22 protein-coding genes and 3 pseudogenes are annotated in these 25,711 nt (G+C 72.0%); 15 read left to right on the forward strand and 10 right to left on the reverse strand.

Annotated elements, in window-relative coordinates; translation table 11 throughout:
- On the forward strand, positions 1–1,484 hold a 1,484-nt coding region (locus KUM32_RS06120), incomplete at its 5' end, for an MFS transporter (protein ID WP_217140767.1).
- Between the two features lie 78 nt (positions 1,485–1,562).
- Here KUM32_RS06120 and KUM32_RS06125 read toward each other — a convergent pair.
- Positions 1,563–2,540, reverse strand: coding sequence for an NAD(P)/FAD-dependent oxidoreductase (locus KUM32_RS06125; RefSeq protein ID WP_217140768.1), 978 nt, complete (start codon positions 2,538–2,540; stop codon positions 1,563–1,565).
- Between the two features lie 83 nt (positions 2,541–2,623).
- Here KUM32_RS06125 and KUM32_RS06130 point away from each other — a divergent pair, with 83 nt between their 5' ends.
- The 5 genes from KUM32_RS06130 to KUM32_RS06150 all read left to right on the forward strand — a co-directional run bounded on the left by KUM32_RS06130 (position 2,624) and on the right by KUM32_RS06150 (position 7,906).
- Entirely contained in the window at positions 2,624–3,250 is a 627-nt protein-coding gene (locus KUM32_RS06130) for a helix-turn-helix domain-containing protein (protein WP_217140769.1), read from the forward strand.
- Between the two features lie 101 nt (positions 3,251–3,351).
- Positions 3,352–4,320 (forward strand): alpha/beta hydrolase, encoded by a 969-nt coding sequence (locus KUM32_RS06135; RefSeq protein ID WP_217140770.1) that lies wholly within the window; start codon positions 3,352–3,354, stop codon positions 4,318–4,320.
- 215 nt (positions 4,321–4,535) lie between these two features.
- Positions 4,536–5,600 carry a lipoate--protein ligase family protein gene (locus KUM32_RS06140; protein WP_217140771.1) on the forward strand — a complete coding sequence of 355 codons (1,065 nt, stop codon included), beginning with the start codon at positions 4,536–4,538 and terminating at the stop codon, positions 5,598–5,600.
- Positions 5,601–5,843: 243 nt separating this feature from the next.
- Positions 5,844–6,506, forward strand: a complete 663-nt coding sequence (locus KUM32_RS06145) for a hypothetical protein (RefSeq protein ID WP_217140772.1) — start codon at positions 5,844–5,846, stop codon at positions 6,504–6,506.
- A 539-nt stretch (positions 6,507–7,045) separates the two neighbouring features.
- Positions 7,046–7,906 (forward strand): CAP domain-containing protein, encoded by an 861-nt coding sequence (locus KUM32_RS06150; protein ID WP_217140773.1) that lies wholly within the window; start codon positions 7,046–7,048, stop codon positions 7,904–7,906.
- A gap of 61 nt (positions 7,907–7,967) precedes the next feature.
- Here the strand turns inward: KUM32_RS06150 and KUM32_RS06155 are convergent, their stop codons facing one another.
- From KUM32_RS06155 to KUM32_RS06175, 5 genes are all read right to left on the reverse strand, one after another.
- Complete coding sequence (locus tag KUM32_RS06155) at positions 7,968–8,969, reverse strand: TIGR03842 family LLM class F420-dependent oxidoreductase (protein ID WP_217140774.1); 1,002 nt, start codon at positions 8,967–8,969, stop codon at positions 7,968–7,970.
- 21 nt (positions 8,970–8,990) lie between these two features.
- A complete protein-coding gene (hydA, locus tag KUM32_RS06160; RefSeq protein WP_217140775.1) occupies positions 8,991–10,394 on the reverse strand; it encodes a dihydropyrimidinase in 1,404 nt (467 codons plus the stop codon).
- A gap of 235 nt (positions 10,395–10,629) precedes the next feature.
- Entirely contained in the window at positions 10,630–11,913 is a 1,284-nt protein-coding gene (locus tag KUM32_RS06165; protein WP_217140776.1) for an aspartate aminotransferase family protein, read from the reverse strand.
- Positions 11,910–12,752, reverse strand: coding sequence for a nitrilase-related carbon-nitrogen hydrolase (locus KUM32_RS06170; RefSeq protein WP_217140777.1), 843 nt, complete (start codon positions 12,750–12,752; stop codon positions 11,910–11,912). Before KUM32_RS06170 ends, KUM32_RS06165 begins: the two co-directional genes overlap by 4 nt.
- A 157-nt stretch (positions 12,753–12,909) precedes the next feature.
- Positions 12,910–13,161, reverse strand: coding sequence for a helix-turn-helix domain-containing protein (locus tag KUM32_RS06175; RefSeq protein ID WP_217140778.1), 252 nt, complete (start codon positions 13,159–13,161; stop codon positions 12,910–12,912).
- Positions 13,162–13,225: 64 nt separating this feature from the next.
- Between KUM32_RS06175 and map the strand changes: the two genes are divergently transcribed.
- Positions 13,226–14,002, forward strand: a complete 777-nt coding sequence (map, locus tag KUM32_RS06180) for a type I methionyl aminopeptidase (protein ID WP_217140779.1) — start codon at positions 13,226–13,228, stop codon at positions 14,000–14,002.
- Between the two features lie 153 nt (positions 14,003–14,155).
- On the forward strand, positions 14,156–16,684 hold the full coding sequence (locus KUM32_RS06185) for an ATP-dependent Clp protease ATP-binding subunit (protein ID WP_217140780.1): 2,529 nt from the start codon (positions 14,156–14,158) through the stop codon (positions 16,682–16,684).
- Positions 16,685–16,693: 9 nt separating this feature from the next.
- Here KUM32_RS06185 and ggt read toward each other — a convergent pair whose 3' ends face one another.
- On the reverse strand, positions 16,694–18,505 hold the full coding sequence (gene ggt / locus KUM32_RS06190; RefSeq protein ID WP_217140781.1) for a gamma-glutamyltransferase: 1,812 nt from the start codon (positions 18,503–18,505) through the stop codon (positions 16,694–16,696).
- 114 nt (positions 18,506–18,619) lie between these two features.
- On the opposite strand from ggt, the pseudogene KUM32_RS06195 reads away from it, so the two are divergent.
- From KUM32_RS06195 to KUM32_RS06220, 7 genes and pseudogenes are all read left to right on the forward strand, one after another.
- Positions 18,620–18,841: pseudogene (locus KUM32_RS06195) on the forward strand (hypothetical protein); the annotation flags it as partial.
- Positions 18,842–19,290, forward strand: a pseudogene (locus KUM32_RS45210) (SpoIIE family protein phosphatase); the annotation flags it as partial.
- 137 nt (positions 19,291–19,427) lie between these two features.
- A complete protein-coding gene (locus KUM32_RS06205) occupies positions 19,428–19,613 on the forward strand; it encodes a hypothetical protein (protein ID WP_217140847.1) in 186 nt (61 codons plus the stop codon).
- An 804-nt stretch (positions 19,614–20,417) separates the two neighbouring features.
- Complete coding sequence (locus KUM32_RS06210; RefSeq protein WP_217140782.1) at positions 20,418–21,167, forward strand: hypothetical protein; 750 nt, start codon at positions 20,418–20,420, stop codon at positions 21,165–21,167.
- Positions 21,168–21,384: 217 nt separating this feature from the next.
- Positions 21,385–22,002 (forward strand): IS3 family transposase, encoded by a 618-nt coding sequence (locus tag KUM32_RS06215; RefSeq protein WP_217140783.1) that lies wholly within the window; start codon positions 21,385–21,387, stop codon positions 22,000–22,002.
- A 36-nt stretch (positions 22,003–22,038) separates the two neighbouring features.
- Positions 22,039–22,266, forward strand: a pseudogene (locus KUM32_RS43260) (hypothetical protein); the annotation flags it as partial.
- Positions 22,267–22,352: 86 nt separating this feature from the next.
- Entirely contained in the window at positions 22,353–23,615 is a 1,263-nt protein-coding gene (locus KUM32_RS06220) for an IS701 family transposase (RefSeq protein ID WP_217140784.1), read from the forward strand.
- A gap of 134 nt (positions 23,616–23,749) precedes the next feature.
- Here KUM32_RS06220 and KUM32_RS06225 read toward each other — a convergent pair whose 3' ends face one another.
- From KUM32_RS06225 to KUM32_RS06235, 3 genes are all read right to left on the reverse strand, one after another.
- Positions 23,750–24,157 (reverse strand): DUF6278 family protein, encoded by a 408-nt coding sequence (locus KUM32_RS06225; protein WP_217140785.1) that lies wholly within the window; start codon positions 24,155–24,157, stop codon positions 23,750–23,752.
- Between the two features lie 70 nt (positions 24,158–24,227).
- Positions 24,228–25,007 (reverse strand): exodeoxyribonuclease III, encoded by a 780-nt coding sequence (locus KUM32_RS06230; protein WP_217140786.1) that lies wholly within the window; start codon positions 25,005–25,007, stop codon positions 24,228–24,230.
- 49 nt (positions 25,008–25,056) lie between these two features.
- Positions 25,057–25,692, reverse strand: coding sequence for an MBL fold metallo-hydrolase (locus KUM32_RS06235; RefSeq protein WP_217140787.1), 636 nt, complete (start codon positions 25,690–25,692; stop codon positions 25,057–25,059).
- Positions 25,693–25,711: the final 19 nt, after the last annotated feature.

Consider the following 25,711-nt stretch of genomic DNA (forward strand, 5'->3'; position numbering starts at 1 on the left):
CGCCCACCTCCCGCAGCCCCCACTCCTCCGACCCGGAAGTCGAACGGTCCATGTCCTCCACCCGCCCCGCCCCCGCCCCGCCGGCCGGCACTCCGTCCGGCCGTCCCACTCCCCGAAGCACCCGCTCTCCGGCCGTCGGCATCGCCGTCGTCCTCGTCGTACAGCTCATGCTCGCCCTGGACACCACCATCGTGAACGTGGCGCTGCCCCGCATCGGCTCAGGACTCCGCCTCGGCCCGGCCGGACTGTCCTGGGTGCTCAACGCCTACACCCTCGCCTTCGGCGGACTGCTCCTGCTGGGCGGGCGCCTCGGTGACACCTTCGGCCGGCTGCGCGTCTTCGAGACCGGCCTCGCCCTCTTCACCGCCGCGTCGCTCGCCGGGGGCATCGCCGACACCCCCGGACTGCTGATCGCAGCCCGGACCGCCCAGGGCGTCGGCGCCGCGCTCGCCGCCCCGAGTGTGCTCGCCCTGCTCACCACGAACGCCCCCGACGAAAGCGCCCGGCACCGTGCGCTGGCGCTGTTCTCCGCCGTGAGCATCGGCGGCAGCACCCTGGGCCTCGTCCTCGGCGGGCTCGTCACCGAGTACGGAACATGGCGCTGGACGCTGTTCATCAACGTCCCCCTCGGCCTGGCCGTCCTCGTCCTCGCCCGGCGCTTCGTCACGGAGACCCCGCGCCGCCCCGGCCGTTTCGACACGGTGGGGGCCGTCGCTGCCACCGGTGCGGCGGTGGCCCTGGTCTGGACCCTGACCGGAGCGCCGGATCACGGCTGGGCCTCGCCGCGGACAGCGGCCGGGTTCGCCATCGGCGTCGTGTGCGTCGTCGTGCTCGTGGTGACCGAGCGACGGGTGTCCGTCCCGCTGTTGCCGCCGGCTCTGCTCCGCAGCCGTCGGCGGCTCGGCGGACTGGCCGTCACCACCCTGGTCTTCGGCTCGCAGATGTCGATCTTCTTCCTCGTGGTGCAGTACCTCCAGCGCGTCCTGGACTTCAGCCCGCTGTACGCCGGTCTCGCCTTCGTGCCCATGACCCTCGGCATCTTCGTGATGTCCCGGGTCACGCCCCGGCTCCTCGCCCGTTTCGGCCAGGCACCCCTGCTGGTCACCGGAACGCTCGGCCTCACCGTCAGCTACGTATGGCTCGCGGGTGTCGGCACCGCCGACTCCTACGCCGGCGCCGTGCTCGGCCCGCTGCTCGTCAACGGGGTGTTCGCGGGGCTGACGTTCATGCCCGCGGCCTCCCTGGTGGTGGGCGATGTCGAACCCGAGCACGCGGGGTCGGCTTCCGGGCTGCTGCAGACCACCCAGCAGCTCGGCGGCGCGATCGGGCTTGCCGTGATCGTGTCGGTGTACGCCGCCGGAGCCGTGCCCGGCGCGTTCGTACCGGGAGTCCGGGCGGCCTTCCTCACCGCCGGCGCGCTGACCGTCATGGCCGGCCTCACGACGGTACTGGTCCTCAGGACGGGTCGCCGCCCGCGCCCGTGAGGAGGGGTCCCGCGGCGGCCGTCCGCTCGACGGCCGCCGTGGGACCCGGCGTTCACGGCACCGCCGTGTGCGCCCGCGTCACACGCCGGGCACGGCCGGGGCCGCGATGGCCCGCCGGGTGTCCTCGGTGATGAGATCCAGGTTGACCGCGGCCGCCGTCCTCAGTCCGGCGGCGGCCGCACCGATCACGGTCTCCGTGAGGCTGGTGACGTTGCCGGCCGCGTACACACCGGCCACGCTCGTCGCTCCTTGCGGGTCCGACACGACATGGCTGCCCGCGACCTGCCCGAAGAGGCGGAGTTCCGCCGTCTCCAGCCCCAGGCCGTCGAGCCCGTCGAGCCGGGCGGTGAAGCGGGGCGCGACCACCAGGTGGCCGACGTCCGACCGGCGCCCGTCGGACAGCACCACACCGCGCAGCGGCCCCTCCGCCACGTCCAGGTGCGACACCTCCCCCTCGACCACCCGCACGTCCCGCGCGGCGAGACGTGCGCGGGCCGTGTCGTCGAGCCGCGGTCCGGTGTGTGTGAACAGAGTGATGTCGTCGCTCCACTGACTCCACAGCAGTGCCTGCTCCACCCCGACCGGACCGGTGGCCAGCACACCGATCGCCCCGTCACGCACTTCCCACCCGTGGCAGTACGGGCAGTGGAGCACCTCGCGGGCCCAGCGCTCGGCCACGCCGGGCACGTCGGGCAGTTCGTCCACCAGGCCGGTGGCGAGGAGCAGGCGGCGTGCCCGTACGACGGTGCCGTCGTCGAGTACGACCTCGAAGAGCCCGTCCCCGGCCCGCTTCGCGGCGACGACCGACGCGTCGACCGCGCGCGTCCCGAAACGGGCGACCTCCTGACGCGCGAGGGCCAGGAAGTCGGCGGGAGCGATGCCCTCGTGGCCCAGGTAGTTGTGCATGCGGTGCGCGGGAGCGTTGCGCTGCCGTCCGGCGTCGACCAGCAGTACGGTGCGCCGGGCGCGTCCGAGGGTGAGCGCGGCGTTCAGGCCGGCCGCGCCGCCCCCGATCACGATGACGTCGTGGATCGGGTGGTGTTCCATGGTGTTCATACCTTTCCTCTCGTTCGGCGGCGATCTTCCGGCCGGCCGCCGACGGCCCCCAAGGCCTCTTGCCGACCTGGCAAGATGGGGGCGTGAACCACGACGAGCTGGAGGAGGTACTGCGCACGGTCGGCGGGCGTCTGCGGACTCTGCGGCAGCAACGTCACGCGACCCTGGACGACATCAGCGCGCGCAGCGGCATCTCGCCGAGCACGCTGTCGCGGCTGGAGTCCGGACAGCGCAGATACACCCTCGATCTGCTCCTCCCCCTGGCGGCCGCCTACGGCCTGCCGCTCGACGAACTCGTCGGCGCGCCCGTGACCGGTGACCCGCGCGTCCACCTGCGGCCCGTCTCCGTACCCGGCCAGGACCAGACGGTCGTCCCCCTGGTCCGCCACTACGGCGGCCCCCACGCCCACAAGCACGTACTGCCGCCGGGGACGACCACCGCCTCGGGGCAGGGACTCCACACCCATCAGGGCCACAACTGGGTCTACGTGCTGCACGGGCGGCTGCGCATCACGGCGGGCCCCCGGCAGGTCGTCCTGGCGGCCGGGGAAGCCGCGGAGTTCGACACCCGGCTGCCGCACGCGCTGGGCAACGCGGGTGAGCAGCCGGTGGAGTTCCTCAGTCTCTTCGGGGCCCAGGGGGAGCGGATGCGCGTGGTCACCTCGTGGGAGGAGACCGCCGGGGGCGACGAGGCCGAAGACCGGGTGTGACGGGAGCGTCTTGCCGGGTCGGCAAGAGGGTTCCGCGTCGGCGCGGAGCGTCGTACACGATCCCGCTGCCCGGCCCCACCGACCGCTTCCGGAGAACAGCCATGCCCGTCACACCACCTCCCGTCGACCCGGAACTCGCCGCGGCGATCGATATCGACGCCCTGCGCATCACCCTCACCCATGAGGTGATCGAGAGGCTGCGGGCCGCGGCCGCACCCGCGCCCACCCTGGCCGAGCTGCGCCGCGACGGCGCCTTCACCGTCGAGGAACACCTCGCCCCCGCGGCCGGCGGCGGCACCGCCGGCGTGCCCCTACTGGTGTGCCGGCCCACCGGTGCCAGGGGGAGGCTGCCCGTCCTGTACTACCTGCACGGGGGCGGCATGGTCATGGGCCATGCCCGGCAGCACCTGGACTACGTCCTGGAGTGGGCGGAGGAGCTGGGAGCGGCCGTCGTGTCGGCCGAGTACCGCCTGGCCCCCGAACACCCCTACCCGGCGGCGCTGGACGACGCTCTGGCCGGGATCACCTGGATCGCCACCCGCGGCCGGGAGGCGGGCATCGACCCGGAACGCGTCCTCGTCACCGGCTTCAGCGGGGGCGGCGCCGTGGCCGCGGGGCTGACCCTGCGCCTGCGGGACGGCAGGGACCTGCGCCCGGTGGGGCAGATGCTGGTCTGCCCCATGCTCGACGACCGCAACGACACGTGTTCCGCCGTCCAGTTCGCGGCGACGGGCGGCTGGAACCGAGCCACCAACGAGGCCGCCTGGTCCCATGTGCTCGGCGCGCGCCGGGGCACCGCCGACGTGCCCGCCTATGCCGCGCCGGCCCGCGCCGAGGACCTGTCGGGACTGCCGCCCACGTACCTCGAAGCCGGATCCGCCGAGACGTTCCGGGACGAGGTGGTCGGCTACGCCTCGGGGATCTGGGCGGCCGGTGGTGACGCGGAGCTGCATGTGTTCGCCGGGGGCTTCCACGGTTTCGACTTCCTCGTCCCCGGGGCCGTCCTGTCCCGCGACGCGCGGGAGGCCCGCCTGAAGTGGCTGCGCCGGGTCCTGCCCACCCGGTCGTGACAGGGACCGGAACGGTGGTGACCGGCTCGGGCCGGGGCGCGGCGACAGGACCGGCCGGCGCCTCACCGGGGTGGCGCGTGTCCAGCCCGGCTCCCAGCGGCATCACCTGACGGATGCCGGCGGACCGGACCGCCCGGCGCAGGAGGCCGTCCGCCCCGGGAACACCGGCGTCACCGTCGCTGTTGCCCCTCCTGTGCGGAAACGGAGGCGGATCGGTGCACGGTGAGTACAAGGTCCCCGGCGGCAAGCTGGTCGTCGTGGACGTGGAGGCCGAGGGCGGCGTGCTGCGGCACGTGCGCGTGGCGGGTGACTTCTTCCTGGAACCGGACGAGGCGCTGGACGCCGTGAACCGCGCGCTGGAGGGCGCCCCGGCGGACACCGACGCGGCGGGACTCGCCGCGCGGATCGACGCGGCGCTGCCCGAGGGCACCGTGATGTACGGGCTGACCTCGGAGGGCGTCGGTATCGCCGTACGGCGTGCCCTCGCGCACGCCACGGACTGGACGGACTACGACTGGCAGCTGATCCACGAGGGCCCCCAGTCCCCGGCCCTGCACATGGCGCTGGACGAGGTGCTGACCGCCGAGGTCGCCGCGGGGCGGCGTCCTCCGACACTGCGGGTGTGGGAGTGGGGCGCCCCGGCGGTCATCATCGGCAGCTTCCAGTCGCTGCGCAACGAGGTGGACTCCGAGGGCGCCGAGCGCCACGGCGTCGAGGTGGTGCGCCGGATCTCCGGCGGCGGCGCCATGTTCGTGGAGCCCGGCAACACGATCACCTACTCGCTGTCCGTGCCGGAGGCGCTGGTGCAGGGGCTCTCCTTCCAGGACAGCTACGCCTACCTCGACGACTGGGTGCTGGGCGCGCTCGGCGAGATGGGGATCCGCGCCTGGTACCAGCCGCTGAACGACATCGCCACCGACCAGGGCAAGATCGCGGGCGCCGCTCAGAAGCGCCTGCTCGGCCACGACGGCGGACCGGGCGCCGTCCTGCACCACGTGACCATGTCGTACGACATCGACGCAGACAAGATGCTCGAGGTGCTGCGCATCGGGCGGGAGAAGCTCTCCGACAAGGGCATCAAGAGCGCGAAGAAGCGGGTGGACCCGCTGCGCCGGCAGACCGGGCTGGCGCGCGAGGCCGTGATCGAGCGGATGATCTCCTCCTTCGGCGGCCGGTACGGGCTGACCCGGGGGAAGGTGACCGACGACGAGCTCGGCCGGGCACGGGAGTTGGCGCGAACCAAGTTCGGCTCCCCCGGGTGGACGGCACGGGTGCCCTGACGGGTGCGCGCCCTCGGCGGTCCCGACTCGTGGGCGACGCCGCCGACTTGCCGCATCCGCGCCGTCCCGGCGGTGCACTGGGCGCCCGGCGCAGGGCCGTCCGCGCGGAAGGCGGCCGTACGCCTGCGTCACCACGCGCGCACGCACCGAGTTCGCCCTTCCGCCTCACGGTGAGTCATGTGACACTGGCGTCCCGTCCGCAGTGCGGACCCCCCTCCGCACCATCCCCACGAGAAGTGCGCCGTGCGTTCTCTTCCCCTGCCCCTCGCCCTGACCGCGCGCCTGGCCCCGGTCGCCGTGCTCGCCACGGCGGGCTGGGCACTGTCGTCCGGGCCTGACACATCACCGGCCGCCAAGGACAGGACACCTCCCGACACCGCTCACCGGTCCGCCTCCGCACCGGCGACGCAGGCGGCGACGAAGACCTACGCCGCCGCCCCGGCACCGTGCGGGAGTCTGGCCGGCAAGACGGTCACCTCGCTGGTGCCGGCCGCCAAGGCGGCCGGCAAGGAGATCCCGTCGACGGACACCGAGGTGCGACGCACCTGTTCCTGGAACGCGCTCAAGGGGTACGACTACCGCTGGCTCGACGTCTCCTTCGAGGTGATGGAGTCGGACGAGGCGGCGCAGAAGTCGTACCAGGAGCGGGTCGCCGACCGGAGCGGCGGAGGCGAGGTCCCGGGGCTCGGCGACGCGGCCTACTCCGTCGTGAACCTCACCACCGAGGACAAGCAGGAGACCCGCGAGGGCACCGTGCTGGTCCGCGCGTCCAACGCCCTGGTGATGATCACGTACAACGGCAGTGACTTCGAGTCGAAGAAGGCGCCCGGTACGACCGAGATCAACAAGGGTGCCATCAAGGCGGCCAAGGAGGCGGTGGCCGCCCTGGCGGACGGGCAGGACTGACCCGAGCCGCGGCCGGATGCCAGTTCAGGCCACGGCGACGGCCGGGTTCTGGCTCCCGTGCGGCTGACAGCCGTAGCCGCCCCGCGCCGTGCCCAGCCCGCGCCGCACCGTGCCCAGCCCGCGCCGGCCCCCTCCGCGGCAGGCCGCCGGGGCGGGGTGCGCCACGCGGTGACGCCGATCCGGAATCCAAGGTTCCGTGACATCCGTCACGCCGCTTACCGATCTATCCGGGCACCTTAGTAGACGGCTTCCCGGGGACATATAGGACTTTGTCCGGCTTGCCGCAGACGGGGCGCGGGTCGGTACGGGTGGCGGTCCGGGCCGTGCGGGAGAGTCGGCGGTTCCACGCGGGCGCCGACGTTCTGACGGGGCAGCAGCACCCACCGGCACCCTCGAAGATCGGGTCGGCACGCCCGTCCGCCCGGCGCAAGGGGCCACGGAGCCTACTAAGCGGAGTAGTACGAGGGCCCTTTGCCCTCCGAGGCGGCTCGTCCCAAGAATGACCGCACCCCAGGATGTCGCAACGAGTGAGGTCACGCATGGGAAAGCATCGCCACAAGCAGCACTACCGGCGGCCGGTCGTCGCGGCACTGGCCGTGGGCGCCATAGGCATACCCTCCGTCGCCCTGGCCTGTGCCGACTGGCCCGGTGGCGAGGAGGGTGACCTGCGGACCACCGCCACCTCGGTCGCGGCCAAGGACAGGTGGGCCGACGCCGACTGGTACCGCGAGTGGAGCAGCCACCAGGACGGCGAGCCCTCTGCGGCGCCCACCGCCACAGCGGGCGCGTCGAAGTCCGGGGCGCCCGAGCACCGGAACACCCGGCCGTCGCACAGGCCGGGGACGACGGCTCCCAAGGCCCCCTCCGCCAAGCCGTCCACCGGCAACGCCAAGCCGTCCACCGGCTCCGCCGAGCCCACCGCCGGCGCTTCCCGCCCCACCGCGAAGCCGACGCCCCCGGCCGCCGCCCCGTCCTCCGCGGCCCCGGTCCCGCCGAGTACGCCGACGGCCACCACCCCGGCCTCCGGTGACGTGGCCAGGGTCGTGGAACTCGTCAACGCCGAGCGCGGCAAGGCCGGTTGCTCCCCGGTGACGGTGAACTCCGCCCTGACCAAGGCCGCGCAGGCCCACAGCGAGGACATGGCGGCAAGCCGCACCATGTCGCACTCCGGCTCGGACGGCTCCTCCCCCGCCGACCGCATCACGAGCGCCGGCTACGCCTGGAGCACCTACGGCGAGAACGTCGCCTACGGATACGCCACTCCCGAGAAGGTGATGGCGGGCTGGATGTCCAGCCCCGGCCACCGCGAGAACATACTCAACTGCGGGTTCAAGGAGATAGGTGTCGGCCTCGCGCAGCCCGGCTCCTACTGGACGCAGGACTTCGGCGCGGCCCGGTAGGCGGGTGCGGGCCGCGGGCGCTCACACACGCCTGCGGCCCGCCGGCAACAGGGGGTTCCGGTCAGATGTCGAGCGCCGGGATGATCTGCGCGCCGTACGCGTCGATCGTCGTCTCCTGCGCGTCGTGCATGTCGTACACGGCGAACTGGTCGACGCCCAGCTCGCGCAGTGCCCTCAGCTTCTCGATGTGCGCCTCGGCCGGGCCGAGCAGGCAGAACCGGTCGACGATCTCGTCGGGCACGAAGTCCGTGGACGGGTTGCCGGCACGGCCGTGATGGCTGTAGTCGTAGCCGCGCCGTCCCTTGATGTACGCCGTGAGCGCCTCGGGGACCAGGTCGGAGTGCTCGCCGTAGCGGGAGACCAGGTCGGCGACGTGGTTGCCGACCATGCCGCCGAACCAGCGGCACTGCTCGCGCGCGTGCGCCAGATCGTCGCCGACGTACGCCGGTGCGGCGACGCAGACGGTGACGGAGGCGGGGTCGCGCCCCGCCTCCGCGGCGGCGGCACGCACGGCCTTCACCATCCACTCGGTCAGGTACGGGTCGGCGAGCTGGAGGATGAAGCCGTCGGCCTTCTGCCCGGCGAGGGCGAGCGCCTTCGGCCCGTACGCCGCCATCCAGACGGGCAGCTTGCCGTTCCTCACCCACGGGATGCGCAGCGGCTGCCCGTCGACCTCGGCCTCGCGTCCCTCGGCGAGGTCGCGGATCACGCCGATCGCCTCGCCCAGACGGGCCAGGGTGTCGGGCTTGCGCCCGGCGACGCGCATCGCGGAGTCGCCGCGGCCGATGCCGCAGACAGTGCGGTTGCCGAACATGTCGTTGAGGGTGGCGAAGGTGGAGGCGGTCACCTCCCAGGCGCGGGTGCCCGGGTTGGTGACCATCGGGCCGACCTTGAGTGTCGTGGTGTGGGCCAGGATCTGGCTGTGGATCACGAACGGCTCCTGCCACAGCACGGCGGAGTCGAAGGTCCAGCCGTACCGGAACCCGTTGCTCTCGGCGCGTTTCATCAGGCTGACGACGCGGGAGGCCGGCGGGTCGGTCTGCAGGACGAGTCCGAAGTCCATCTGCACCGCTCCTAAATGAGGTCAGGTGAGGTACTGACAGGTGGAGCGGGGGGTGTAGACGCCGTGGCCCGTGCGCCCGGTGTACTCCCGCTCCGTGACGACCGGCTCGCCCCGCGAGAGCACGGTCTCCACACGGCCGGTCACGCGCCTGCCCTCGTACGCCGAGTAGTCGACGTTCATGTGGTGCGTCTCGGCCGAGATCACCTGCTCGGCGTGCGGGTCGTAGACCACCACGTCCGCGTCGGAGCCCGGGGCGATGGTGCCCTTCCTCGGGTACAGGCCGAACATCCGGGCCGGGGTGGCGCAGGCGATCTCGATCCAGCGGCGGCGGCTGATGTGCCCGTCGACGACGGCCTGGTGGAGCAGGTCCATACGGTTCTCGACGCCCGGCATGCCGTTGGGGATCCGGGAGAAGTCGCCCCGGCCCAGTTCCTTCTGCCCGCTGAAACAGAAGGGGCAGTGGTCGGTGGAGACGACCTGGAGGTCGTTGGTCCTCAGCCCCCGCCACAGCGCCGCCTGGTGCTCGCGCGGGCGCAGCGGTGTGCTGCAGACGTACTTGGCGCCCTCGAAGCCGGGCTCGGCGAGGTTGTCGGTGGACAGGAACAGGTACTGCGGGCAGGTCTCGCCGAAGACGTTCAGCCCGTCGTCGCGGGCCCGGGTCAGCTCGGCGACCGCCTCCTGCGCCGAGACGTGCACGACGTACAGCGGTGCGCCGGCCACCTGGGCGAGCCTGATGGCGCGATGGGTCGCCTCGGCCTCCAGCAGGGCCTTGCGGACCTCGCCGTGGTAGCGGGGGTCGGTCTCGCCCCGGGCCAGGGCCTGCTCGACGAGGACGTCGATCGCGATGCCGTTCTCGGCGTGCATCATGATCAGCCCGCCGTTCCCGGCGGCGCGCTGCATGGCGCGCAGGATCCGGCCGTCGTCGGAGTAGAAGACGCCGGGGTACGCCATGAACTGCTTGAAGGAGGTGACCCCCTCCTCGACCAGCAGGTCCATCTCCTTGAGCGTCTCCTGGTTCACGTCGGAGACGATCATGTGGAAGCCGTAGTCGATGGCGCAGTTGCCCTCGGCCTTGGCGTGCCAGGCGTCCAGGCCCTCGCGCAGGGAGTGGCCCACGCTCTGGACGGCGAAGTCGACGATGGTGGTCGTACCGCCCCAGGCCGCTGCCCGGGTGCCGGTCTCGAAGGTGTCCGAGGCGTAGGTGCCGCCGAAGGGCATCTCCATGTGGGTGTGGCCGTCGACGCCCCCCGGGATGACGTACTTGCCGGTCGCGTCGATGACCCTCTCGGCCGTGAAGGCCTCGGCGGCCGGTGTGCCGGTCGCGGCGAGGGCGGCGATGCGGGTGTCCTCGATCAGGACGTCGGCGTGGATCTCGTCGGAGGCGGTGACGACGAGACCACCGCGGATGGCGGTACGGGTGCTCATGCTGCTGTTCCCTCCTGTCGTGGCGCGGTCGGCGGGGCGTACGGGCCCGGGGCCCGGCCGCGGTGGGGCCGCCGGTGGTCACGGGCCTCGGCCGCGCCCCGGGTCGACGGCGTACTCGCCGCCGCCGGCCGCCGCCGGCTGCTCCGGGTGGTGCGGGTGTCCGGCCGGGCGGCGCGGGGTGGCCGACGGGTCGGGGACGACCACGGCGACCGGTCCCGCGCTCAGTGCACGGCGGTCACAGGCTCCGCAGCGCGCGTTCGAGGATCGCGGCGCCCTCCTCGGCCTCCGCGACGGTGAGGGACAGCGGCGGGGCGACGCGCAGGGCGCTGGTGTCGTGGCCGCCGCCCTTGCCGACGAGCAGGCCGCCGGCGCGGGCCTCCTCCAGTACGGCGGACACGGCGTCGTGGGCGGCGGTGTCGGTGCCGGGCCGGGTCAGCTCGATGCCGATCATCAGTCCGCGCCCGCGCACCTCGCGCACGTGCGGCACCTGGGCGGCGACGGCCCGCAGCCGCTCGATGAGCAGTCCGCCGACGCGCCGGGCGTTGCCCTGGAGGTCGTGCTCCAGCAGGTACGTGAGGTTGGCGAGGCCCGCCGCCATGGTGACCTGGGTGCCGCCGAAGGTGGAGATGCTGTTGGCGTCCAGGCAGTTCATGATCTCGGCGCGGGCGATGACGCCGCCGATGGACATGCCGTTGCCGATGCCCTTGGCGAAGGTCACGATGTCCGGCGGACCGCTCCGCCCGTGGGCCTGCCAGCCCCAGAAGTGCTCGCCGGTGCGGCCCCAACCGGTCTGCACCTCGTCGGCGATCCACAGGATGCCCCGCTCGTGCAGCACCTCGCGGAAGGCCGCGTACAGGCCGTCGGGCGGGGAGGTGAAGCCGCCGACGCCCTGGACGGGTTCGGCGATCAGCGCGGCGGGCGCGCGGGTGTGGCCGAGCAGGTCCTTCAGGTCGTCGACGCAGGCGTCGATGAAGTCCCGGTCGTCCAGGTGCGCGTACGGGCCGCAGGTGCGCACGCCGCCGTGGACGTACAGCGTCTGGAGCGGGGACAGGGAGGTCGGGGACCAGCCGCGGTTGCCGGTGATGCCGACGGCGCTGAAGGAGCGGCCGTGGTAGCTGTTGCGCATCGCCAGGACGGTGTTGCTGCGCCGGTGGGCGGTGGCGAGGAGGAGTGCGGTGTCGTTGGCCTCGGTGCCGGAGGTGGTGAAGAAGACGCGGGCGTCCGGGATGCCGGACACCTGGGCGATGCGCTCGGCCAGTTCGACCATCGGCCGGTTGAGGTAGAGGGTCGAGGAGTGGATGATCCGCCCCGCCTGCTCGCTCACCGCCTTGGTCACCTCGGGCAGGGCGTGCGCGGTCATCGTGGTGAGGATGCCGCCGAAGAAGTCGAGGTACTTGTTGCCGGCGGCGTCCCAGACGTGGCGTCCCTCGCCGTGCGTGATCTCCAGCGGGTCCTCGTAGTAGAGGGCGAGCCAGTCGGGCAGGACGGCGCGGTGCCGGCCGAGCAGGTCCCTGGTCACGGCTGCACCAGCCCTTCGTAGGCGTCGGGGCGGCGGTCGCGGTAGAAGGCCCACTGCTGCCGCACTTCCTCGATGAGGTCGAAGTCCAGGTCGCGGACGACGAGCTCCTCCTTGGTGTCGCTGGCGGGTTCGCCGACGAACTGTCCGCGCGGGTCCACGAAGTACGACGTCCCGTAGAAGTCGTTGTCCCCGTACTCCTCCTGTCCGACCCGGTTGATCGCGGCGACGAAGTACTCGTTGGCGACGGCCGCCGCGGGCTGCTCCAGGCGCCACAGGTGGGCGGAGAGGCCCCGGTGGGTGGCGGAGGGGTTGTAGACCAGCTGGGCGCCGCCGAGGCCCAGTTGCCGCCAGCCCTCCGGGAAGTGCCGGTCGTAGCAGATGTAGACGCCGACCTTGCCGACGGCGGTGTCGAAGACCGGCCAGCCGAGGTTGCCGGGACGGAAGTAGAACTTCTCCCAGAAGCCCTTGACCTGCGGGATGTGGTGCTTGCGATAGGTCCCGAGGACGGTGCCGTCGGCGTCGATCACGGCCGCGGTGTTGTAGTAGAAGCCGGACTGCTCGACCTCGAAGACGGGGACGACGATCACCATGCCGGTCTCGCGCGCGAGGGCCTGCATGCGGCGGGTGGTCGGGCCGTCGGGCACCGGTTCGGCCCAGCGGTAGTGCGCGGGGTCCTGGACCTGGCAGAAGTAGGGGGCGTTGAACACCTCCTGGAAGCCGATGACCTTGGCGCCCTGCCGGGCCGCCTCGCGGGCGTGCTCCTCGTGCTTCGCCACCATGGACTCGGTGTCGCCGGTCCAGGTGGCCTGGACGAGAGCGGCACGTACGACGTTGGCCATGAGCTGCTCCTTCGACACGACGTCAGAGCCTCTACGCCCGTAGAGCAGGCCGTAGAGGGACGAACGTAAGCCTGGCCGGAGGGGCTTGCCAAGGCCATCGTCGTCACGGCGCGGTGTCGATCATGTTTCGCACTCCGCTGGGTGAGTGGTGCCGCCCTCAGAGCGCGGCGGGCACACACCTCCCCGCCAGCTCGTCCATGGACAGCCCCAGCGCGCCGGCCAGCGCTGCCACGGTGAAGAAGGCCGGGGTGGGCGCCCGGCCGGTCTCGATCTTGCGCAGGGTCTCGGCGGAGATGCCGGCCTCGGCGGCGACCTCCGTCATGCTGCGTTCGCCGCGTGCCGCGCGGAGGAGGCTCCCGAGCCGCTCGCCGCGCTCGTGTTCTTCGGGGGTCAGGGGTGTGCGCACCATGGCGTCATTCTAATACCGGCTTCCCGTACCGGACCCCAATAAAAATACCGGTATAGTAATTGGCATGGTGGAACTCAAGACAGACACATCGATCGACGCCATGCACGCGGCCGGCCAGGTCGTCGCGCGCGCCCTGGCCGCCGTACGGAAGACCGCCGACGTGGGCGTCTCCCTGCTGGAGCTGGACGAGGTGGCGCACGAGGTACTGCGGGAGGCGGGCGCCGGCTCCCCCTTCCTCGGCTACCGGCCCTCCTTCGCGCCGACGCCCTTCCCGGCCGTCATCTGCGCGTCGGTGAACGACGCGATCGTGCACGGCATCCCGGACGGCTACCGGCTGCGCGACGGGGACCTCGTCTCCATCGACTGCGGGGCGACACTGGACGGCTGGGCCGGCGACTCGGCGATCAGCTTCATCGTCGGCACCCCGCGCGCGGCGGACGTCGCGCTGGTCGAGACCGCCGAGCGGGCCCTCGCGGCGGGCATCGAGGCGGCCGTCGTCGGCAATCGCATCGGCGACATCTCGCACGCGATCGGCACGGTGTGCCGGGCGCCCGGCTACGGCATCATGGACGACTTCGGCGGCCACGGCATCGGCCGGCACATGCACGAGGACCCGGGGGTACCCAACGAGGGCCGCCCCGGACGCGGGCTGCCCCTGCGGCACGGCATGGTCATCGCCATCGAACCCATGCTGACCGGCGGCGGCCGGGACGACTACCACGCGGCGCCGGACGGCTGGACGCTGCGCACGAACGACGGTTCCCGGGCGGCCCACGTGGAGCACACGGTGGCGATCACCGAGGCCGGTCCCCGCGTCCTGACGTCGCGCGACGGCCTCTGAGACCTCCGCGAGGCCCGCGCGGAGCCCTCCGCCCGCCCGGGTTCCCGGACATGCCCGCCGGAACAGAACGTGTCATGTTGGGCATGACCGCACGCCGGCCGGGTTACCCGGCCCCGGCACGTCGATCAGCGAAGCAGCGGAGGACCGGAAACGATGACCAGCGGCTTCATGGGCCCGGAGGGCGACCCGTTCGCGGAATTCCTGGCACGCTTCTTCGGTGGGCCCAGGCCCCGGCAGATCGACATCGGCAGGCTGCTGAGCCAGCCGGCCCGGGAGCTGGTGCGCGGCGCCGCCCAGTACGCCGCCGAGCACGGCAGCCGGGACCTGGACACCGAGCACCTGCTGCGGGCCGCGCTCGCCACCGAGCCGACCCGGGGACTGCTCAGCCGCGCCGGTGCCGATCCCGACTCGCTGGCGTCGCAGATCGACGAGCGGACCGGCCCGGTGCAGCACCCGCCGGGCGAGGTCCCGCCGCCGACGTCGCTCTCCCTGACCCCCGCGGTCAAGCGCGCCCTGCTGGACGCGCACGAGATGGCCCGTGCCTCCGGGACCGGGTACATCGGCCCGGAGCACGTGCTCAGTGCCCTGGCCGCCAACCCGGACTCGGCCGCCGGGCACATCCTGAACGCCGCCCGGTTCTCGCCCTCGGGACTCCCGACGGAGCCCCCCGACGCCGCGAAGGGCCGCGCGGAGGGGCCCGGGGCCACGAACACACCGACCCTGGACAAGTACGGCCGCGACCTCACCGACCTGGCCCGGCAGGGTCGGATCGACCCCGTGATCGGGCGGGACGAGGAGATCGAACAGACCGTGGAGGTGCTCTCCCGCCGCGGCAAGAACAACCCCGTCCTGATCGGTGACGCGGGCGTCGGCAAGACCGCCATCGTCGAGGGGCTGGCGCAGCGGATCACCGACGACGACGTGCCCGACGTGCTCGTCGGGCGCCGGGTGGTCGCCCTGGACCTGACCGGTGTGGTCGCGGGCACCCGCTACCGGGGCGACTTCGAGGAGCGGCTGAACACCATCGTGGGCGAGATCCGCGCCCACTCCGACCAGCTGATCATCTTCATCGACGAGCTGCACACGGTCGTCGGCGCGGGTGGCGGCGGCGAGAGCGGCTCGATGGACGCCGGGAACATCCTCAAGCCAGCCCTGGCCCGCGGCGAGCTGCACATCGTGGGCGCCACCACACTGGAGGAGTACCGGCGGATCGAGAAGGACGCGGCCCTCGCGCGCCGCTTCCAGCCGATCCTGGTACCGGAGCCCACCACCGCGGACGCGATCGAGATCCTGCGCGGACTGCGCGACCGCTACGAGGCCCACCACCAGGTCCGCTACACCGACGAGGCCCTGGTGGCGGCCGTGGAGATGTCCGACCGCTACCTCACCGACCGCCGGCTGCCGGACAAGGCGATCGACCTGATCGACCAGGCCGGCGCCCGGGTGCGGTTGCGGGCGCGCACCAAGGGCACGGACGTACGGACCATGGAGCGCGAGGTCGAGCAGCTGGTCCGGGACAAGGACCAGGCGGTCGCGGACGAGCAGTACGAGCAGGCCACGCAGCTGCGCGACCGGATCACCGAGCTCAAGCAGCGGATCACCGAGGCCGACGGCGGCGACGAGGCCGACGAAGGGCTGAACCTGGTGGTCGGCACCGAGTCCATCGCCGAGGTGGTGTCCCGGCAGACCGGCATCCCGGTCAGCAGCCTCACCCAGGAGGAGAAGGACCGCCTGCTGGGGCTGGAGTCCCACCTGCACGAACGGGTGGTCGGCCAGGACGAGGCCGTACGGGTCGTCTCCGACGCCGTGCTGCGCTCGCGCGCCGGACTGTCCAGCCCCGGCCGGCCCATCGGCAGCTTCCTCTTCCTCGGCCCGACCGGCGTCGGCAAGACCGAGCTGGCGCGGGCACTGGCCGAGGCGCTGTTCGGCAGCGAGGACCGGATGGTCCGGCTCGACATGAGCGAGTACCAGGAACGCCACACGGTCAGCCGCCTGGTCGGCGCCCCGCCCGGCTACGTCGGCCACGAGGAGGCCGGCCAGCTCACCGAGGTGGTGCGCCGGCACCCGTACTCGCTGCTCCTGCTGGACGAGGTGGAGAAGGCGCACCCGGACGTCTTCAACATCCTGCTCCAGGTCCTGGACGACGGCCGGCTGACCGACTCGCAGGGCCGGACGGTGGACTTCACCAACACGGTCGTCGTGATGACCAGCAACCTGGGCTCCGACGTGATCACCCGGCGCGGTGCGGGCATCGGCTTCGGGCCCGGCGGCTCGGAGGCGGACGAGGAGGCCCGGCGCGAGCAGGTGCTGCGCCCGTTGCGCGAGCACTTCCGGCCCGAGTTCCTCAACCGGATCGACGAGATCGTCGTCTTCCGCCAGCTCAGCGGCGAGGAGCTGCGGCAGATCACCGGCCTGCTGCTGGAGCAGACCCGCCGCATGGTGCACGCCCAGGGCATCACCGTCGGCTTCACCGACGCCGCCGTGGACTGGCTCGCCGAGCGCGGCTACCAGCCGGAGTACGGTGCCCGTCCGCTGCGCCGCACCATTCAGCGCGAGGTCGACAACGAGCTGTCCCGGCTGCTGCTCGACGGCCGCGTCACGGAGGGCGGCAAGGTGACGGTCGACGTCGAGGACGGGCGGCTGGCGTTCCGCACGCAGCAGCGGCCCGTCCCCGGGGTGTGACCCGCCCTGCTACCGGGTGGGCCACACCACCATCGCCGAGCCGCCGCCGCGTCGTTCCTTCTCGGCGGCGGCCAGCCACTTGCCGTTCGGCAGCCGCTGCACACCGGTCGCCGCCCCGATCTCGGGGTTGAGCTTGAAGGAGTGGCCGAGGGCCTCGAGCTGTTCCCGCACACCGCTGTCGTAGAGGCCGGGCTCCAGCTCGGTCTGGGCGGCGTTGCGCTGGCTGGCGCGCGGCGCCGCGATCGCGTCGACCAGCGGGAGTCCGCGGTCGAGGAAGCCGGTGAGCGTCTGGAGCACGGTGGTGACGATGGTGGCGCCGCCGGGTGATCCGACCGCCACGACCGGTTTGTGGTGCCGGTCCAGGACGATCGTCGGCGCGATCGACGACCGCGGGCGCTTGCCGGGGCCGGGCAGGTTCGGGTCGTGGACGGCCGGGTCGGCCGGGGCGAAGGAGAAGTCCGTCAGCTCGTTGTTGAGCAGGAAACCCCGGTCGGGGACGGTGATGCCGCTGCCGCCGGTCTGCTCGATGGTGAGCGTGTAGGCGACGACGTTCCCCCACTTGTCGGCCACCGTGAGGTGCGTGGTGTTCTCGCCCTCGTACGTCGTCGGCGCCGCCGTGCCACCGGCCGCGCAGGGGACCGGGTGCCGCGGGTCGCCGGGGGCGAGCGGGCTGGTGAGCGCCGCGTCGTCCCGGATCAGGCACTCGCGGGAGTCGGCGTACCGCTGCGACAGCAGCTCCCTCGCCGGTACGTCCTCGAAGTCCGGGTCGCCGACCCAGCGCCCGCGGTCGGCGAAGGCGATACGGCTCGCCTCGATGAAGCGGTGCAGGTAGCGTGCCTTGCCCGCCGTCGACAGGTCGGTGCGCTCCAGGATGTTGAGGGCCTCGCCGACCGTGGTGCCGCCGGAGGAGGACGGCGCGATGGAGTACACGTTCAGGCCGCGGTACGAGGTGCGGGTGGGCGCCTGGACCTTGGCCTCGTAGGCCGCGAGGTCCTTGGCGGACAGGTCGCCGGGGCGGGCGTTCCAGCCGGAGTCCGGGTCGACGGGCGGCTTGTTGACGGTCGCGACGACATCCTCGCCGAGTTCACCGTGGTAGAGCGCGTCGACGCCCTCGCGGCCCAGCTCCCTGTAGGTGCGGGCCAGGTCGGGGTTCTTGAACGTGGAGCCGACGACCGGGAGTTCGCCGCCGGGCAGGAACAGCTCGGCGGTGTCCGGGAAGTGGCGGAACCGGCTCTCGTTGGCGGCGGTCTGGGAACGGAAGGTCTCGTCGACGGTGAAGCCGTGCCGGGCCAGGCGCTCGGCGGGCTTCAGCACGGAGCCGAGCCCCCGGCTGCCCCACCGGTCGAGGGCGGCCTGCCAGGTGGCGGGGGTCCCCGGCGTGCCGACGGCGAGGCCGCTGCTGACGGCGTCGGCGAAGGCGATCGGCTTGCCGTTCTCCGTGAAGAGGCCCTCGTCGGCGGTCAGCGGCGCGGTCTCGCGGCCGTCGATGGTGCGCACGGTACGGGACCTGGCGTCGTAGTAGACGAAGTAGCCACCACCGCCGACGCCCGCGGAGTAGGGCTCGGTGACGCCCAGGGCGGCGGCGGTGGCGACGGCCGCGTCGACGGCGTTGCCGCCGCCCCGCAGCACCTCGATGCCGGCTGCGGAGGCGTCCGGGTCGACGCTGGCGACCGCGCCGCCGTACCCGACGGCGACCGGCGTCTTCGGAGCGGCGGGTCCGCTCTGGGCGGTGGGGGCGGTGGGTGGCGCCGCCGCCCCCACCGACACCACGGCGGCCGAGACCGCCAGGACCGCCAGTTTCCGTGCGACAGGGCGACGCATCCGCACCTCCAGGGAAAGACCGTCCGGGCAGCTTAATTCGCCATGGCCTCGTCAGGAACCTCTTCGCCACGGCCCGTCGGGCACCGGTACCCGGCGCCGGCGGCCCGCGCGCCCATGACGGACGACGTAGGCAACATCGTCCCCGGGGTGGTCGCGGCCCGCATCAGCGGCACGCTGGGCCGACTCGCCCGTGCCTGCCCCTGGAAGCGCAGATTCCGCCGCAAGCAGGCGCTCTTCGGGCTGCCGGACGGCTCCGAGTCACTGCTCGTCGTCAACCGGGACCCCGCCGCCCCGGAACCCGCGGTCCACCGCTTCGACGTCTTCGCACTCCTCGACGGGGGCGACCGGTACGACACAAACCGCTGCCCGGCAGCCGGGTCGCGCTGTTCATCGGGGCCGTCATGGGCCACTCCATGACGTCGGCAGCGCTCGCGGGCCTGCTGCGGACCACCGCGCAGACCCTGGCCGGGCTCGACCTGCCCCTCGGGAGGTGTTGCACCTCCTGGCAGAGCAGCCCCGGCCACCCGCCGCCCGGCCTGCTGCACCTGGGCGGGCGGAAGTGCTGCGGGTGCCGGCCGGCGCCCCGATCTGCGTGGGCGGCGTGGCGCTTCGAGGCCGTGGAGCTGGGCGCCCCGGCCGACGCGACCCAGGTCGTCACCGGTTACGGCGCGCTCGGCCGCCCGAAAGGCACCAAGACCGTCATCGCAGCCAGCGACCCCCTGGTGACGGCCGGATCGCGAAGGCATGGGAAGGACTCACGGACTTCACCGGATTCTTCACCTCCGGAATCTACGGAGCCAGCCCCGCGAGTCTCGCGCTCGGCTCCTACAACCTCGACTACGAGCTGCTCGGGGTGTCCTGCAGGCCCCCTCAGAGCGACTCGGAGTGGGACCACGGAGGACTCGTCGGCCAGGTGAGCGCGGTGGTCTCCAACAAGATGACGGTAGCCTCGGCCACCCGCAGCCTGTCGGACGACGGGTCCAAGAAGGGGAGCAGCTACCCGATCATGAAAACAGGCTCGGATGCCGTGAAACGGGTCTTCCCGGACGGGCAGAAGGATATCGAAGTCAAGATCACATGGATCGAGGAAGTGTATGTTCCGTACTAGGCATAGCCGGCGGAGCTACCTCACCGTGGTCCTCTGCGTCGCCTGGGTGGCGGGAGTGTCCAGCTGCGCGGCTGATGACGTGAGCCGAAGCACGATAGCTGTCACCAAGGCAGGCCAGTTGTCACCGGGAGCGCCGGACAGGACGTGCTGAGCCGGCCACTGGGGGCGCGGGGAGCTCCGGCGACTGGCTAGAGCGCCGGAGCTGGTGACACCGGTCCTGCTTTGCGGGCTGCTGGTGACAAGACGAGCGCCGCCGGGCGCCGGGCCGGCCGAGAGCGCGTGTGTGAACCGGCGACCTGCCACGGGCCACCGTGGGAGACGCCGGATGAGCAGCTGTTCCGCCAAGACCTCTGCTGCTTCGCCGCCGCACCTGCCCTGCCAGCTCCCCGAACCAGGAGGAGAGACGCCATGAACGCTCAGGATTCGGGCGCGGCCCGACACGAACTGCGCAGCAACGTGCCGGATGACGTCTACGAGCAGCTGCACCCTGAGCCCCGGGGGCTGTTCTCCCCCTGGCGGGAACAGGCCGGCCCACACGCGGATCATCGCGGCATCGGATGTGCCCGTCCGGTCACCGCATGCTGCCCACCCGCACCTTGCGCCAGCGTCTCCCCGCCACGTATCCAGGGAAGTTGACGATCTCACGCCAGAAGAGGGACTCCCGTGCACGATCACGAGAAGGCCAGCTCTCACACCGGGGCGGGCAACAGCCGTATCCCTGCCCGTCGGCCCGTATCCGCCCCGCCCCCGCAGCATGGCCTGCTCGGCCTACAGGCCGCTGCGGGCAACGCCGCGGTCGTCCAGATGCTCCGCAGCGCCGACCAGCTCGATGTGCAACGCGCCGTGGAGCCACGCACTGCCCCCGTCGCCGGTGCCGCCCACGAGGGTCGCGGCGGCCCGGTCGCCGTACAGACCGCGCCCACCGACGGGAAAAGGAAGCCGCCGCCCGTACCGAACAAGCCCGACCACCTGAGGCTCGGCGGGGCCGCGCAGACCTCCAGCACCGACCAGACCAACTCGGCCGGGCAGACGTCGGCCGCCGCGGAGCCCGCGCAGGAACAGTCCGACACCCCCGCGCACGGGTACACGCTCGCCGAATCGGCAAGCCTGGTCGTCTTCCGAGCCGATGGGCGCTCTCCCGAGGTCATCCGGCAGGCGAACGGGATGAGGTCCCGCAACAACACGTCCGTCGCGACCGAACTCGCCGTGTTCCTTGAGGACCCGATCGCCTACGCCCGGGCCCATGTCAGCAGCCCCAAGCCGACCTTGGTCTCCACGGCGCTGGACGAGGACTGCGGCGGGTACGCCAGCAACGACCGGTACCTCTACCAGATCCAGGTCAGCGGCTGGCACAAATTCGCCGCGCCGCCTGCGCGGAGCAAGATCCTGACCAAGCCGACGGTCTACGCCAACAGCACGTCCCTGGAGACCGCGACCGCGGCCGTCATCGGTCCCGTCGGCCCCACCCAGGAAATGGATTTCATCGGGGGAATCCCCCTGGCGGCCATCACTGGCTGCCGCCGACCGGGGGAGAGCGGCTTCAGCGCGCTCTGACGCCCGCGACGGGGGGGCGGTGCCTGCCCGGGGGCGGGCCCGTCACCGCCCCGTCATGCCCCCGCCGCCCTCAGCAGACGGGGAGTCTCGGGACGGGGTCGTTGTCGGTCCGGGCCCAGCAGACGTTCGTTCAGCACCTGTGGAGCCGACGCGCGAGATGGACGGTGATGTCGGCGTCAATCGCCGCGGCAAACGACTCCCGGTCCGCCCCTTGATCATGCGTGAACGCGACGTTCGCGGCGTCACCCGGCGCAGGCGGCGTTCCCTGACCCGGCCGGACGCGAAGGCGAAGCCGGCCCCGGACCTGATCGGCCGCGACTTCCACGCCGAGCGCCCCGGGACCAAGCTGGTCGGCGACATCACCTACCTGCCCACCGTCGAGGGCTGGCTCTACCTCGCCTGCTGGCTGGACCTGGCCACCCGCGAGGTCGTCGGCTACGCCATGGCCGACCACCACCGCGCCGAGCTCGTCGTCGACGCACTCGACATGGCCCACGGCCGAGTCGGACTGGAGCCCGGCTGCGTGATCCACAGCGATCATGACAGCGAATATACGTCGACCCCATTCCGCGCACGAATACGAGAGTTGGGGCTGCGGCAGAGCTGCGGACGCACCGGATCATGCTTCGACAACGCCGCCGCGGAGAGCTTCTGGGACCTGCTCAAGGACGAGATCGGCACCCGCACCTGGCCCGACCGGGCCACCGCCCGCGCCGAGGTCTTCAACTTCATCGAGACCTTCTACAACCGCCGCCGCCTGCGCAAGCACAAGACCTTCGGCTACCTCACCCCGGCCGAGACCAGGCAGCGGCACCAGCACGCCCTCGCGGCATAACGATCACGTGTCCGAGATCACGGTGAAACTTCACACGGGGCCAGGCCCGCGTTCCTGTTCTGCGGTCAGCGTGCGATCGCCAACCAGGCCACCACCCGCTACCTCGCCCGTCACCACGAGAAGCTGGCGCGCAAGCACGGCAACAGCTCCTTCATACTGCTGCTGAAGGTGGTCAACTCCCAGGCGTACGGACCGGATCTCGTCGAGCTCGTCGGGGACGTGACCCGAGCGGCGACGAGCCCCCTGCCGGCCCCCGCACCGGCCCCCGTAACTCCCACCAGGCCTAGTAGGACTCCGTTACGTCTTCCGCTTGTCCTTGGGGGCATGGTGGGAGTACGGACGCACATGAAGTGGGCCGGGCTCGGGTGAAGTTGGGGTTATTCGTGGCCGATGTGTTCGCGTCGGTGCCGCGCAAGGACCAGCGGACGAAGGGTGACTGCTATCTGCGGGGACTGATGCTCGACGGCCGCCGCAAGTCCATCCAGGCCAAGGCCGAGCGGCTGCCGGACGGCAACGAACAGAACCTGCAGCAGTTCGTGAACCAGTCGACCTGGGACCCGGTACCGGTGCGCCGGCGGATCGCCGAGCGGATGGTTGGCCAGATCGGCCCGGACGCCTGGGCCATCGACGACGTGTCGTTCCCCAAGGACGGGAGGATGTCGGTGGCGGTTGCCCCTCAGTACTGCGGGGCCTTGGGCAAGCGGGCCAACTGCCAGGTCGCGATGAGTGTCCACGCGGTCTCCGACACGGCGTCCTGCCCGCTGCAGTGGCGGTTGTTCGTGCCCGAGGAATGGGCCCGCGATGTTGAACGGCGCAAGAAGACCGGGATGCCGCCGCAGGTCGGGCACCGGGAGAAGTGGCGCCTGGCCCTGGACACCCTCGACGAACTGGCCGGATGGGGCATGGTGCCACCGGCGGTCGTGGCCGACGCGGGCTACGGACAGAACGCCGACTTCCGGGCCGGTCTGGACAGCCGGGGCATCGGCTACGTTGTCGCCGCCCGCTCGGATGTGACCGTCCACCCGCACGACGCACGGCCCACCATGCAGGCGTGGTCGGGCCACGGGCGCAAACCGCAGCCCCGTTACCGGGACAAGGCGTCCTCGGTGGCCGCGCTGGCAGCCGGCCAGGCACGGCAGGCCTTCACCGAGATCACCTGGCGCCAGGGCTCCCGCGGGCCGATGCGCTCACACTTTCTGGCGCTGCGGGTGCGGCCGGCCGGCGTCAGGGCCCGTCGTCCGGCCCAGGCCGCAGCCCTCGAGAAGGAAGGCTGCTGGGACGGTGTGCTGCCCGAAGTGACGCTGCTGGCCCAGTGGCCCGAATGCGCCGAGGCGCCCACCGACTACTGGCTCTCCAGCCTGCCCGCCGACACCCCGACCGCCGAACTGGTCCGCCTGGCCAAGATCCGCTGGCGCATCGAGCACGACTACCGCGAACTCAAACACGGCCTGGGCCTGGACCACTTCGAGGGACGCTCCTGGACGGGCTGGCACCACCACGTCACCCTGGTCACCGCCGCCCATGCATTCCTCACCGAACAGCGACTGGCCCCAAAAGCCGATACGGCGGACTCACCCTCTACCAGACCCTCGACGCCATCCAGGACCTGCTGAACTGCTGGACCGGCACCTGCACCACCTGCCACCAGCCCCTCCCCGCCAGAACACGCTCGACACCAAGATCCAGACGCACCTAACGGAGTCCTACTAGCCGTATTGGCCCGCCCCTGCACCACCCGGCCGCGGGGTCACACCTCCGCGACTTCGCCGTACAGCTGCGAGAGCTCGGGTGCGCCGTCCGCCGCCCACTCGTGGCCGGAGGCCACCACGTCGAACTCACGGCCCGACGACAGCCGGACGACGGGCTGCCCGTCGGGCCGGATGGACCACGCGGCGCCGGGCACGGTGCGCACGATCACGGTGCCGAGGTACAGACCCGCGTCGTTGCCGAGCCAGCTGAGGATCTCCTCGTCGCCCCGCCAGCGCGGCAGCACCTGGTCGAGCTGCTCCAGCGACAGAGCGGAGTCGTCGAGCCGGACCCCCTCCCGCGACGCCTGCGAGCGCAGCAGATCACAGTCGGCGAGCAGATCACCGATGCCCTCGGCGTCGTGAGTCCGGCGATCTTCGCGTCGCTTGCCCAGGAAGGGAAAGTGCATACCCCCAGACTGTCATCCGTACCGCCGTACGCACTACAGGGCACGCAAGCCCCCGCGGCGGCGGGAGCGCCTACACGTCGAGGTCCACCACGACCGGCGCGTGGTCCGAGGCGCCCTTGCCCTTGCGCTCCTCGCGGTCGACGTACGAGTCGGTGACCGCCTTGGCGAACGGCTCGTTCCCGTACACCAGGTCGATGCGCATGCCTCGGTTCTTGGGGAAGCAGAGCTGCCGGTAGTCCCAGTAGGTGAACGGGTGGTCGTACTTCAACGGGCGCGGGACCACGTCGGACAGGCCGGCCTCGCGCAGGGAGGCGAGGGCGGCGCGCTCGGCCGGGGTGACGTGGGTGGAGCCCTCGAAGGCGGCGCGGTCGTAGACGTCGTCGTCCGTCGGTGCCACGTTGTAGTCGCCCAGCACCGCGAAGGGGCGGCTGCCGGTCGCGTCGCCCGCGACGGCGGCGCGCAGCGCCTCGAACCACTGGAGCTTGTAGGCGTAGTGGGCGTGCTCCACCTCGCGGCCATTCGGCACGTACACCGACCAGACGCGGACCGGGCCGCAGGTGGCGGAGATGGCGCGGGGCTCCTGCACCCCTTCGTACCCGGGGTCGCCGGGGAGACCCTTGACCACGTCCGCCAGGCCGACGCGGGAGAGCACCGCGACCCCGTTCCACCGCCCGGTGGCGTGCACGGCCGCCTCGTAGCCCTTCTCGCGCAGCTCGTCGAAGGGGAACTGGTCCTCGGCGACCTTGGCCTCCTGGAGGCACAGCACGTCGGTGCCGCTGCTCTCCAGCCAGGCGAGGAGCCTCGGCAGGCGGGCGGTGATCGAGTTCACGTTCCAGGTCGCGATGCGCATGTCTCACAACCTACCGGGCGGGACTGACAACCCGGTCGCGCCCGCGGTGCTACAGCCTCACCGAGTTCCCCGGGGCCAGCCGCAGGTGCTCCGAGCCGCCCAGCTCGCCGATCTGGCGGTCGTAGATCGGACGGGCGAGGTCGGTGAGGAGCGCGTCGTGGATGTCGTAGGCGCGCCGCGGCCCGACCTCGCGGACGTACTCGATGACCTCGGAGATCTTGTTCCAGGGGGCCATGACGGGGAGCATCAGCGTCTCGACCGGGTGGTCGGGGACGGTGAGGGCGTCCCCGGGGTGGAACACCTTCCCACCGTCCACGAGGAACCCGACGTTGGTGATGCGGGGGATGTCCGGGTGGATCACCGCGTGCAGCTCGCCGTGGACCTGGACGTCGAAACCGGCCGCGGTGAAGGTGTCGCCGTGGCCAACGGTGTGCACGCGGCCGGGGAAGGCCGCCGAGATCTTCTCCGCGACCGACCTCAGGGTCCAGACCTCGGCGGCCGGGTTGGCCTCCATCCCGGCCCGCAGCCGCAGCTCGTCGAAGTGGTCGGGGTGCTCGTGGGTGACGAGGATGGCGTCCGCGCCGAGGACGGCGTCCTCCTCGCTGAACCCGCCGGGGTCCAGGACGAGCGTCCGCCCGTCCTTCTCGAGGCGGACGCAGGCGTGCGACTTCTTGGTGAGCTTCATGCCCCCCATCCTGCCTCCG

This window comes from Streptomyces sp. AC627_RSS907 (genome assembly GCF_019049165.1).